Below are 11,869 nucleotides of genomic sequence, written 5' to 3' on the forward strand. Positions count from 1 at the left end.
CGCCCGGAGCGCTACCTAATGCATGTCGCGCAAAACCGAGGTCACTTTTGCGCGACATGCATTAGGCGGTGATGAAGGCATCGACCGTACCTGAAAGCGATCGATCGATTGCGATGTGGGGTGGAAGCCACTCCATGACAGGATATCGGAAAGGCCAAGGCATGGCGATTCGGCGCAAAGAGCCGCTTTCCAGAAAAATCTCATTTACAAGGTCTATGAACCGCCCGCGGTCTCGTTCAACTCGTTTCAAAGTTTGCGAACGAATATAAGCCCGGGGGATTCGTCGCTCCTTCAGCGCTAAGACAGCCTCCGCGATGGATCGAGGATCGGGTGGAACTGTAAGCGAATAATCGTCATCCAGATAAAGGTCTCGGCCACCATGGTTCGGGGTCGTGACAACAGGTAGCCCCGCGAGAAGATATTCTGTGCTGGCGAACATTGGTCCCTCCATTTCGGAGAGACAAATTCCCACGGCTGCACGATTTAGATGCATGTTCACGTGAGCCGGCGCCAATCGGACAGGCTTGCCGGTGCTGTCAAACTCATTGATAAACACGTGACCCGGCGCGAACTCCTTGTGCCGATTTATTCGCGCCCTTTCCGACTCCGTCGTAGATGACCCGACTAAATCACGATAAAAGACAAATGCGCAACGCTCGATGTCAAGAGACAAGTCGTGGCGTTTCCACGAAGCCAGTTGCGCATTGTAGATTGCATCAAATTCTACAGGGACGTTCTTGAGAGGCCTGAATATGTATTCGGAGGTTGTTGAAGTCTTGTTGTGCAGGACGGCCGCCTCACCGGACTGGTTCAAGAGGTCAGCCTCGGCTTGTGTGTTGGATAGGAAAATTAGCGAGTGACCGGGGTTCCTAAGTCTATGCAGAACGGCATAGGTCCGGATCGTTTTGACGCTGGAATTGTTTTCGATGGACCAGGTTGGCGAGATGAGAAACCAGGCACGGTGGCTGCGTGGAAGGAGAGGCATGTGACTTGCCAATCCGAGCGGCGTACCGGACATTCCCGAATAGGATATGAACGGATCGTCCGACAGCAAACTTGCCTGAAGAGCAGGTTGCGACTTCGCCGAAGGGTACCCTTTCCGGAGATAGCGGCGATGACGCAGCATTGCTCCGACAATCTCGAATAGGGTAGGAGGGCGATACCCGTGCTGTAGAGTCAACATACGGCAATTACGCGGCCGACTTCAGCCGCTTCTCCTCCACGCAATCCCAGAACAGGGCAGCTATATCCGCGCCGCCGAAACGCTGCACCTCTCGCACGCCGGTCGGCGAGGTCACGTTGATCTCGGTCATGTAGTCGCCGATCACGTCGATGCCGACCAGGATGAAGCCGCGTTCCCTGAGCGCCGGCCCGATGCGGGCGCAGATCTCGCGCTCGCGTTCCGTCAGCTCGGTTTTTTTCGGCGCGGCCGCCGACATGCATGCTGGAGCGGGAATCGTGAGCGGCCGGCACGCGGTTGATGGCGCCCACCGGCTCGCCGTCGATCAGGATGATGCGCTTGTCGCCCTTGAGTTCCGAGAACTCGGTGACGAAGATCTTTTTCCGGGCGACCGTGCGAATCCGCGCCACCATCTTTTCTCAAGCCCCCGGATACCGGCTCGCTCGCGGCCCTGCGTCAGGTTGCGAGCGAGATCAAGCCAGACAACCACAGATTTTTGCTTTGGGCAAGAACATTACGGGAACATATCGACGCTGAGGTTATGCCAGCCACGCACGATCCTAACGGTGTCCAAGCTGGGGCGGGAGGCACGCGAAAGTCGCGGCATCAACGGCCTCGCCAAAGAAAAACCCTTGTCCGAAGCGGCAATTCATATCCCGTAGACGTGCGCAGTCATCGCTCGTTTGTATCCCCTCCGCTACGACACGAAATCCGAGTTCGTTCGAGATCCTGATGATCGATTCGACGATGATCTGCTTGGAGCGGCTCTCTCCAAGCCCCGTGACAAAGGTGCGATCGATTTTGATCTCCGTAATTGGAAGCTCTTCCAGGTAGCGCAGGTTCGCGTAGCCCGTCCCGAAGTCATCGATCGAGAGCCCGACCCCAAGTTGACGAAGGTCTCTCATTATCGACAGCATTTCAGCGGAGCTTTCGACCATCAAGCCCTCGGTAAGCTCAAGCGTGATCCAGGCGGGATTGACCTCGCGTTCCGACAGAACCTCGGAGACGAATTGCGGCATATCGCGAAGCTTGAATTCGATCGCCGAGACGTTCATCGAGAACTTGAGCGCAGTCGACCGGCCATCGTTTGTCCGCTGCGCATAGTCCACGACTGCCCGCAAACCGCGGAACCCGATGTCAAGTATGAGGCCCGTGTCTTCGGCGTGCTCGATGAATCTACCGGGCTGCTGAGTTCCGAACAGGCCGTGATGCCATCGCAACAAAGCCTCAGCGCCGACCAGAGTTCCCGTGTCCAGCTCGACCTGCGGCTGATAATAAAAACCGAATTCGTCATTGGCCAATGCCTGCTGCATTTCGCGGGTCAGGCGCAGCCGATTGCGGGCCTGCCGCTCATCCTCGGGTTTGAATTCGCGAACCTCCAGGAAAGCCGATGATTTTGATCTGCGCAAGGCAACGCCGGCTTGGCGGGCCAGAGTCATCGCATCGGCCTTCGGGTGTCCGACGACATAACCCATGGCGAACCGCATGTTGATGGTGGCGCCGGCAACGACGAAGCTTTGCGAAAGGACCGACCGGATCGTCGCATTGGTGGTCTCAGCACTTTGGCCGGGCATCAGCGGATGCGCGACGCCAAATTCGTCTGAGCCGGTCCGCGAGACGACGGCGATGCTCGCTCTGGCGAGCCGCTGCGCAATCTGTTTCAGGACCTGATCGCCGACGTCGTAGCCGTAGCCTTCGTTGATGTCATGGAACCCTGCCATGTCGATCTTGGCGATCAGGATTTGTTCCTGCCGGCCAACCAGGAGATTTCCAATTTCCTCGATAAAGGCATACCGATTGAGGGCCCCGGTCAGAAGGTCTGAGCGCGCACTAAGCTCGATCTGCTCAGCGGCGTTCTTCCCTGCGGTCACATTGCGGATCAATCCGATGTAGTGCGTTGTCTCCTGCCCATCCGCACTGACCGGCACGAGCCGAAGATCATTCCAGAACAGACTGCCGTCTTTGCGGTAGTTCCTCAAAGTGACGGATATGCTCGTCCGCCTCGCAATTGCCTCGCTAACCGCATGTATTTCAGGCTGGAGCCGGTCGCTACTTTGCAGAAAGCGGCAGTTTTTCCCGACAAGCTCGTTGCTGACGTAGCCTGTAATCTCCTGGAAGGCCCGGTTGACGTACACCAGCGCGCAATCCTTGTCGCGGAGATCACTGATGGCCACGCCGTCTCGTGAGAGATCAGGCAGCCTATTCGTGATTGTTTCCGGTAAGTGGTCGCGAAGCCAGTCCGAGCGTTCATTCCCTGTCGAGGTAACCAGCGCGCCGAAACCGGCCTTGAATTTTGGTGGCATGGCTCGCCTGCAAGACATGTGGGTTCAGCCAGAAAGTATCAGCCGCCGTCACACTTTCTACTGGGAGGAATAACAGGGCAGATGTTCACGTCCAGAGTAGCGGCGCCAGCCTGGTGCGCCACGTGGTGAGGCGAGAGCGCGAAAAATGAGTACTCCGCTTGCAGACTGGCGGAACTTCCGAAGTCCGTCCTTGCTGTGTTCGTTCGCGCTAATCGCTCAGGACGATGCGAAGCAAGTCGACGGTGCTCCTCGCCCCGGTCTTCTTGATTAGGTTCTCGCGGTGAAACTCGACGGTTCGGGGGGCGATGTTCAAGATGCGGGCGATCTCCTTGCTTGAGTGCCCTTTGACGATCTGGGCCAGCACCGTGCGCTCTCTTGACGTCAGCGCATCATGTCCCGGAAATGAATTCGGCAGAATGTCCGGCGCGCCGTTGGGCTTCTTCCCGCCCTGCTGTTTTGGTTGCCTGAGCTCAGGGGACTCAAGAAACTCCCAATCATTGTTTTGCCTGATAATCGTGCCCTGATGGGCGCGCGCCACCTCGAGAAGGTCCACGATCCCGCTTTTCGCCATGGAATAAGTGCACAAGACGAGCATTTTCTGGCCCGCGACGGACCGGTCCAGGTCGCGCTCATATTCGCAGAACTTCTCCCAATGGTCGGTGCCGAGCCAGAATGCGTTCCCGCTGATCCGTATTCCGTCATAGCCTTTCGTCAGTGCGTTCCCAAGCTTTTCGTTCCAGCTTCGGATAATCCGTTTCAGGTCAAATTCACCGCCGGGCAGGTACCACTCGGCAGCACACACCATTTCGATCTGGCCGGCAGATAGGCGCGCGTCGATATCGGGAATGGAATCTCGCAGCGCGTTTCTGGCTTCTTCCTCTGTGATCGGCTCGGAGATCGCCCATAGGCAAAACTCGTTGTTCTCCAACCCGGCCTGAAGGTATGCGACGTTGGCATCTAGCAAATCTTGTGCGGCTTCGTAGAAAACGCACATATGCATGCCCCAAGAAATCTCGCCGAAAACGCCTATCCCTGACTTGCGCTGTGGGCCGGTCCCATCGTCGTCATGCCATTCTGAGGAGTGCCTGGAGGTCATCGGAAAATCACCTGCAGCGCAGGCGTTGCATATCCTTAATCGCAACATAGGGTCGCACATGGACCGGAAAGCGACGAGGCGCTCGCCGCGACATGAAAACCCAAGATGGGCATCCCTTGCCTATCACTCAAATAGATTATACTGATGCCATTAAGCGATTTGATAGCTTAATTAAAGGACGCTTCCTTGGAAATTCGACAGCTGCAGCATTTCGTCGCCGTGGCGGAGGAAAAGCACTTCACCCGTGCCGCGCAGCGCGTGAACATCGTGCAGTCGGCGCTTTCAAATTCGATCCGGTTGCTCGAGGAAGAACTCGACGCCAAATTGTTTATCCGGAGCACGCGTCAAGTAAGGCTGACCGACGCTGGACGAATCTGCTCGACAAGGCGAGGAGTGCGCTGGATTCCATCCGGGATGCGCGCGAGTCTGTTGCAGCTGTCCGCAATCTGGAACGAGGAACATTGAGCATCGGTACGGTCCAAAGTCTGCCGGCGTTTCTTGATCTGCCCTCGCTCATCGAAAAATTCCACGCCTTGCATCCCGGCGTTGAGGTCAAACTCCGCCAAGGCAGCTCTTCGGAACTCATCGAAAGAATGAGGAACGGTCGTCTCGATCTGGCGTTTTTCCCCCTCAGCGAGTCACCAGCCGATATCAAGACCGATATGATTGCCTGCGAGCCTCTCGTCCTGGCATGTGCTCCAGGGCATCCCCTCGCGGGGGCGCAAGGCGTCTCTTTTGCTGCTCTGAAAGATGAGCCCTTTGTCGATTTCGAACCGACCTGGGGGACGCGATGGCTGGTTGACCAAGGATTTCTCGGCGCCGGCATTGGCCGACACATTGCCTTCGAGGTCAGCGATCTCGAAACTCTCTTCGAGTTGGTGAGGCGAGGCATGGGCGTGGCTCTTTTACCCGAAGCGATCGCGGAAGCTCGTCTCCCCTCGCTCGGAATTGCTCAACTCGCCGGGCCGGAGATTTGCTGGGAACTCGTGGTGGCCTACCAGACAGTAGAAGGCGACGATGAGGGACCGCCAGATCATGCTGCGCGAGCCTTTTTGAATCTATTGGATATGCCATAGGGTCGGTCGAATGCCACTGCCCGAACTGACCCATAGCGCAGGCCGAAGCTACCCCCGCTTGCCTTCCACGCAATCCCAGAACAGGCTGGCTATATCCGCGCCGCCGAAACGCTGCACCTCGCGCACGCCGGTCGGCGAGGTCACGTTGATCTCGGTCATGTAGTCGCCGATCACGTCGATGCCGACCAGGATGAAGCCGCGTTCCCTGAGCGCCGGCCCGATGCGGGCGCAGATCTCGCGCTCGCGTTCCGTCAGCTCGGTTTTTTCGGCGCGGCCGCCGACATGCATGTTGGAGCGGGAATCGTGATCGGCCGGCACGCGGTTGATGGCGCCCACCGGCTCGCCGTCGATCAGGATGATGCGCTTGTCGCCCTTGCGCACGTCCTTGAGATAGCGCTGCACGATATAGGGCTCGCGGAACAGCTGGCCGAACATTTCGAGCAGCGAGGCGAGATTGCGGTCGGCTTCAAGCAGATGGAAGATGCCGGCTCCGCCATTGCCGTAGAGCGGCTTGACGATGATGTCGCCGTACTCCTTGCGGAAGGCGGCCACCTCCTGAGGGTCCTTGGTGATCAGCGTCTCCGGCATCAGGTCCGGGAATTCGGTGACAAAGATCTTTTCCGGGCTGTTGCGCACCCAGGCCGGGTCGTTGATCACCAACGTCTTCGGATGGATGCGCTCCAGTATATGCGTGGTGGTGATGTAGTTCATGTCGAAGGGCGGGTCCTGCCTCAGCAGCACCACGTCCATCTCGGAGAGGTCGGTGCGCACCTTCTCGCCGAGCGAGTAGTGGTTGCCCTTCTCGTCGCGCACCTGCATCTCCTCGATGCGCGCGAACACCTTGCCGCCCAGCATCGACAGCCGATCCGGCGTGTAGTGGAAAAGCTTGTGGCCGCGCCGCTGCGCCTCCAGCGACAGCGCGAAGCTCGTGTCGCCGGCGATCGACACGGTGGAGACATGGTCCATCTGGACGGCGATCTTCAGCGGCATTTTCGATCTCCGGGGAACTCAGACGCCCGATATAAGGAAATCGGCGGCGCGTGCCAATCGTGCTTGCTTGGTGCAGACGCTCAGAGACCCGTTTCGAACTTCGCTCTGGCGAGTCATATGGTGGTGGTTTCGAGAACCGGAGCGGAGCGGACGTTTGGGTCCGTGAGCACCGGAAGCGCAGAAACCGCCATCAGATGGCCGCCAGAGTAGAATTTCCAAACGGTCTCAGCGGTCGAAGACCAGCCTGGAATAGCCCAGGAAGGACAGCGCCATGGCGACGACCGAGGCAAAGGCCAGCGCCGCCAGCGGCGTCAGGGCAGGCAGCGCGAAGAGCAGCGCGCAATAGACCAGATAGTTGACGATGCCGGTGGCGATGCCGACGCCGCCATAGCGCGCGCCCTCATGCGCCAAGCCTCGGCTCGACGGCGAGAAGGTCAAATGGCGGTTGATCTGCCAGGTGACGCAGAGCGCGAAGCCGATCGACAGCACGCGCGCCGCCATCGGGCCGAGCGGCGTCGCGGCAAGCAGCAGCCAGAGCGCCGCCGCGTCGGCGACGAAACCGATGCCGCCGGTAAGGATGAAGCGGACGAGGCGGCCCACTATGCCGCCCGCGAGGCCTTGCCAGGCTCGCTTTTCTGCCCGGATATCCCACGCTCGGCCCGACCGGAGGAAATCGACAGGTAGAAGATGCGCTTCTGCTCGGCCCGGCCGCGCGACACCGAATCGAGGATCAGCCCGGTCATCATCGAAAGCATGGCCAGAAGCAGCATGCCGATCGACAGCACCCAGGTCGGCATGCGCGGCACCAGTCCCGTCTCGGCGAATTCGACCAGCACGGGTATCATCAGGCCGATGCTCGCCGCCAGGAAGAACAGCGCGAACGTGCCGAAGAAGCGCAGCGGCTGCGTCTCCTTCACCAGCATGGCGAACATCCACAGGATCCTGGCGCCGTCGCGGAAAGTCGACAGTTTCGACGACGAGCCCTCCGGGCGGCGGCCGTAATCGAGCGCCATCTCGCTCACCGGCAGCTTGAGCTGCGAGGCATGCACCGACATCTCGGTCTCGATCTCGAAGCCGCCGGAAACGGCGGGGAAACTCTTGACGAAGCGGCGCGAAAACACCCGGTAGCCGGAGAAGATGTCGGTGAAGTCGGTCCCGAACAGGCCCTTGTACAGGCGGTTGAAGACGCGGTTGCCGAAGGCGTGGCCGTTGCGGCCGGCATCGTCGGTGACGCCGCGCCTGGTGCCCACCACCATGTCGGAGCGCTCCGTCTGCAGCACATTGATCAGCTGCGGCGCATCTTCCGGCGCGTAGGTGCCGTCGCCGTCGGCCATCACATAGATGTCCGCGTCGATGTCGGCGAACATGCGCCGCACCACATTGCCCTTGCCCTGGCGCGGTTCGCGCACGACGGTGGCGCCGGCGGCGCGAGCTTTCAGCGCCGTGAGGTCCTTGGAATTGTTGTCGTAGACATAGATCGCGGCCGAAGGCAGCGTCTCGCGGAAGCGCCGCACGACCTCGCCGATCGTCAGCTCCTCATTGTAGCAAGGCAGGAGCACGGCAATAACCGGCTCATGGCGGACTGCATGCGGCATGTCTGTCTCCGGACGCTCGACCAGCCTCCGGCCGTCCCTGTGCCGGCCCCTCGAGCCGTTTTACTATTTATTGAAGCCGTTAAGGCTAGGTTTAAAACCGATCCTCTCCCTGCAAAGGCCACTGCAATGGGCACAGCCGAAACCGGCGCCGCCACCTGGAAGTCCGATCTGGTGCTGGCGCTGCTTGCCGCCCTGCTCGCTTTCGCCGTCGATGCGTGGGCCGGCTTTGGCCAACTGACCGATGCCGGCGGCGACAACGACAATCTGCTGCGCCTCGTCGAGGTCCGCGACCTGCTGGCCGGCCAGGGCTGGTTCGACCTGCACCAGTACCGGATGGGGCTGGAAGGCGGCTTCGTCATGCACTGGTCGAGGCTGGTCGATGCGCCGATCGCCGCCATCGCGCTTGTCGCCTCGGCGCTCACCGGCAGCAGGCCGCTTGGCGAGGACGTGGCGCAGGTGCTGTGGCCGGCGCTGCTGCTCTGGTCGACCTTGTTCTTCACCGCCCGCGCCGCGCGCAGCTTCGGCGGCGGCGGCGCGGTGCTGCCCGCCATCCTGATTGGCGCGGCCGGCTACTATTTCATCGGCATCTACGATCCCGGCGCGCTCGATCATCACAACGTCCAGCTGATGCTCACCATGGCGAGCCTCGCTTTGCTGCTCGAGGCGCCTTCCCGGCGCTGGGCCGCGCTGTTGTCCGGCCTCTGCGCCGCGCTGACGCTCGCCGTCGGCATGGAAACCGTGCCCTACGTCGCCACCATCGGCCTTTGCGTGTCGTTGTTGTTCGTCGCCGATCCGGGCGGCGAGCGGGCGATCGCCCGGGATTTCGGCCTCGGCTTCGCCGGCGTCGCGGCGCTTGTCTTCCTGGTCACCATCCGTCCGTCTGATTGGGGCGCGGCGCAGTGCGATGCCTTCTCGGTCGCGCAGTTCGCCGTCGCGGCCATTGCCGGCATCGGCCTGGCGGCAATCGCCTCCGCCGAACCCGCCGCAGGCAGCTGGCGGCGCAGGTTGGCGTCGCTTGCCGCGCTGGGCGTCGTGCTCGGCGTGGTCGTGGCGGTGCTGTTTCCGCAATGCCTCTCGGCGCCCTACGCCTCGCTCGACCCGCGCCTCAAGGAATTGTGGCTCGACCATATCGACGAGGCCCAGTCGCTGTTCACGCTGCTTGTCCGCGATCCGGCGCGTGTCGCGGCACGTTATGCCACGCCGCTGCTCGCGATCGTCCTGATGGCGCTGCGTCTGCGCCGCGGCGGCTGGCGGCGGCAGGACAGCCTCGTCGCGGCACTGCTCGCCGTCGCTTTCGTGGTCGGCGCCTGGCAGGTGCGCGGCACCACCTTCTCGATCGCCTTCGCGGTCGTCCCGCTGTCGGCGTGGATCGCCAAATGGCGGGCGCGGGCCGAAACCAGTTCCTCGCTTGGCGTGGCGCTGCGCCTTGCGGCTGTCTGGCTGGTCTCGATCAATCCGGTATGGACAGGCGTCGCCGCGGCCGCCTCGGTCGCGTTCGAAAAAGGCAAGGCCGTCGCTGACGGCACCACGACGGATCAGACCTGCGAGAAGAAGGCCACCTTCGCGCCGCTTGGCGCCATGGCCGATACCACCGTGCTCACGATTTCCAATCTTGGAGCGCCGGTCCTCGTCTATAGCGACCATCGCGTCTTCGCCGGTCCCTATCACCGCAATGTCGCCGGCAATCTCCTGGCGCTGGACGCCTTTCTCGGCTCGGCCGACAACGCACGCGCAATCGTCGAGGCGCATCGTGTCGGCCTCGTCGCCGTCTGCCCCGGCAATGTCGAGACCCTGATCCTGACCCGGAAAGCCCCGCAGGGCTTCCTTGCCGGCCTGCTGCGCGGCTCCGTGCCGGACTGGCTCGAGCCGGTCAGCGGGAAAGGCAGTCCGATCGAGCTCTACCGCGTAAAGCAAGCCGGCTAAAGCAATGTCCCGAAAGGTGGGAAGCGGCCATCCGTTCGCCTCAAACGGGAGCATCCCGGAAAAGATCGTTCGATATTTCTATTAGAGATTACGCATGAACGACTATTGGGCTAGATTACCGTTTTTTGCCCGAAGCTGAACAACCGCCAGCGAGGCAAGCAACTTTTGCATAACGGAAAATCGATTTTCCGATACTTTTCCTAAACGCTTTGCTGCCAGTGTGGCCGAAAATACCGACATCAGAACAGAGGCATGATGCAAACGACGTTTGGCACCAGTCAGCCAGGCAAGGAAAATACGGATCTGGCCTTCACGGATTCGTTGACCGGGCTCGGCAACCATCGTCGCTTCTTCGACAAGGTCGATCGCCTGATCAGCGACCGCGCCGACGATCCCGCGCCGTTCACCGTCGGCATCCTCGACCTCGACGGCTTCAAGCCGATCAACGACCTGTTCGGCCACAAGGCCGGCGACGACATCCTGATCCAGGTGGCGATGCGGCTGCGCGCCTCGATGGATGGCTACTCCACCGTCTGCCGCATCGGCGCCGACGAGTTCGCCTACCTCTACCCGATGGTGTTCTCGGAGGAGCAGGCGGCCGAGAAGTCGCGCATGTTGATCGAGATTCTGTCGGCGCCCTATGATGTCGGCGAACGCACCGCCAGGCTTTCGGCCTCGGTCGGCTGCTCGCTGTTCTATTCCGGCGACGAGACCACCGAGATCCTCATCAACAAGGCCGAGACCGCGCTTTATCACGCCAAGCGCTCGGGCCGCGGCCGCGTCGTCGTCTACACCCGGGAGATGGAAGAGGCGGCCAAGCGCGTCACCCGCATCGAGCAGGCGCTGCGCCGCGCCGTCTCGGCCGGCGAGGTCGAACCGCATTTCCAGCCCATCGTCGACTTGAACAGCCGCCGCACCATCGGCTTCGAGACGCTGGCGCGCTGGACCGACCGCGACCTCGGCGTCGTGCCGCCTTCCGTCTTCATCCCGATCGCCGAGGAACGCGGCATCATCGGCCCGCTGTCGCAGCTGGTGCTGCGCAAGGCGACCGAGGCGGCGCGCAGCTGGCCGAAGGAGCTGTTCCTGTCCTTCAACCTGTCGCCGTCGCAGCTCGTCGACCAGAACACAGGCCTGCATATCCTGGCCATCCTCGACCGCACCGGCTTCGATCCGCGCCGGCTGGAGATCGAGATCACCGAGACCGGCCTGATGAACGATCCGGCCTCGGCCGAGAAGATCGTCGAGGATCTGCGCCGCGTCGGCATCCGTGTCTCGCTCGACGATTTCGGCACCGGCCAGTCGTCGCTCGGCCGCCTGCGCGAGTTCCATTTCGACAAGCTCAAGATCGATCGCGCCTTCGTCTCCTCCATCCTCGACGACCGCCCGTCCGAGCACATCATCCGCGCCATTCTTGCCATGTGCGAAGGGCTCGGCATGGATGTCGTCGCCGAAGGCATCGAGGACGAGGCGCAGGCCGATCGCCTCGTCCAGTTCGGCTGCGCCGGGGGGCAGGGCTATCTGTTCGGCAAGCCGGCCGACGCCGACGCCACGCTCGGCTATTTGCGCGATTCCTATCGCGGCGCGTTGCACGCCAAGGCGATCTGACCCCGGCTTTCCGGCCGTTCGCAAGACTGGCGGCCGCCGCTCCGGCACAGCGCTGATCATTTGTCTGACATTTAGGCCGGAAATCCGATGTTCCCGCTTGC

At 61.4% G+C, this 11,869-nt stretch carries 9 protein-coding genes and 1 pseudogene; 3 read left to right on the forward strand and 7 right to left on the reverse strand.

The genetic code is table 11. The annotated features are described in order from the left end of the window. Positions 1–61 precede the first annotated feature (61 nt). The 4 genes and pseudogenes from FJ424_RS11280 to FJ424_RS11295 all read right to left on the reverse strand — a co-directional run bounded on the left by FJ424_RS11280 (position 62) and on the right by FJ424_RS11295 (position 4,579). Positions 62–1,126, reverse strand: a complete 1,065-nt coding sequence (locus FJ424_RS11280) for a glycosyltransferase (RefSeq protein WP_140654590.1) — start codon at positions 1,124–1,126, stop codon at positions 62–64. A 64-nt stretch (positions 1,127–1,190) separates the two neighbouring features. Then, positions 1,191–1,530 (reverse strand): annotated as a pseudogene (locus FJ424_RS11285) (glutathione synthase); the annotation flags it as partial. Positions 1,531–1,740: 210 nt separating this feature from the next. Beyond that, positions 1,741–3,483, reverse strand: a complete 1,743-nt coding sequence (locus FJ424_RS11290) for a GGDEF domain-containing phosphodiesterase (protein ID WP_181182066.1) — start codon at positions 3,481–3,483, stop codon at positions 1,741–1,743. A gap of 208 nt (positions 3,484–3,691) precedes the next feature. Beyond that, positions 3,692–4,579, reverse strand: a complete 888-nt coding sequence (locus FJ424_RS11295) for an MEDS domain-containing protein (RefSeq protein ID WP_181182065.1) — start codon at positions 4,577–4,579, stop codon at positions 3,692–3,694. A gap of 92 nt (positions 4,580–4,671) precedes the next feature. Here FJ424_RS11295 and FJ424_RS34320 point away from each other — a divergent pair, with 92 nt between their 5' ends. Next, on the forward strand, positions 4,672–5,655 hold the full coding sequence (locus FJ424_RS34320; RefSeq protein ID WP_281405435.1) for a LysR substrate-binding domain-containing protein: 984 nt from the start codon (positions 4,672–4,674) through the stop codon (positions 5,653–5,655). Between the two features lie 48 nt (positions 5,656–5,703). Here FJ424_RS34320 and gshB read toward each other — a convergent pair whose 3' ends face one another. From gshB to FJ424_RS11315, 3 genes are all read right to left on the reverse strand, one after another. Next, positions 5,704–6,645, reverse strand: a complete 942-nt coding sequence (gene gshB / locus FJ424_RS11305) for a glutathione synthase (protein WP_140654584.1) — start codon at positions 6,643–6,645, stop codon at positions 5,704–5,706. A 225-nt stretch (positions 6,646–6,870) separates the two neighbouring features. After that, on the reverse strand, positions 6,871–7,245 hold the full coding sequence (locus FJ424_RS11310) for a GtrA family protein (protein ID WP_140654582.1): 375 nt from the start codon (positions 7,243–7,245) through the stop codon (positions 6,871–6,873). After that, complete coding sequence (locus tag FJ424_RS11315) at positions 7,245–8,240, reverse strand: glycosyltransferase (protein WP_140654580.1); 996 nt, start codon at positions 8,238–8,240, stop codon at positions 7,245–7,247. Before FJ424_RS11315 ends, FJ424_RS11310 begins: the two co-directional genes overlap by 1 nt. A 126-nt stretch (positions 8,241–8,366) precedes the next feature. Between FJ424_RS11315 and FJ424_RS11320 the strand changes: the two genes are divergently transcribed. Both FJ424_RS11320 and FJ424_RS11325 read left to right on the forward strand, forming a co-directional pair. Further along, on the forward strand, positions 8,367–10,163 hold the full coding sequence (locus FJ424_RS11320) for a GtrA family protein (RefSeq protein WP_140654578.1): 1,797 nt from the start codon (positions 8,367–8,369) through the stop codon (positions 10,161–10,163). Between the two features lie 255 nt (positions 10,164–10,418). Further along, complete coding sequence (locus tag FJ424_RS11325; protein ID WP_140654624.1) at positions 10,419–11,768, forward strand: EAL domain-containing protein; 1,350 nt, start codon at positions 10,419–10,421, stop codon at positions 11,766–11,768. The last annotated feature ends 101 nt before the right edge of the window (positions 11,769–11,869 follow it).

This window comes from Mesorhizobium sp. B3-1-8, from assembly GCF_006439495.1.
Lineage (GTDB): Bacteria > Pseudomonadota > Alphaproteobacteria > Rhizobiales > Rhizobiaceae > Mesorhizobium.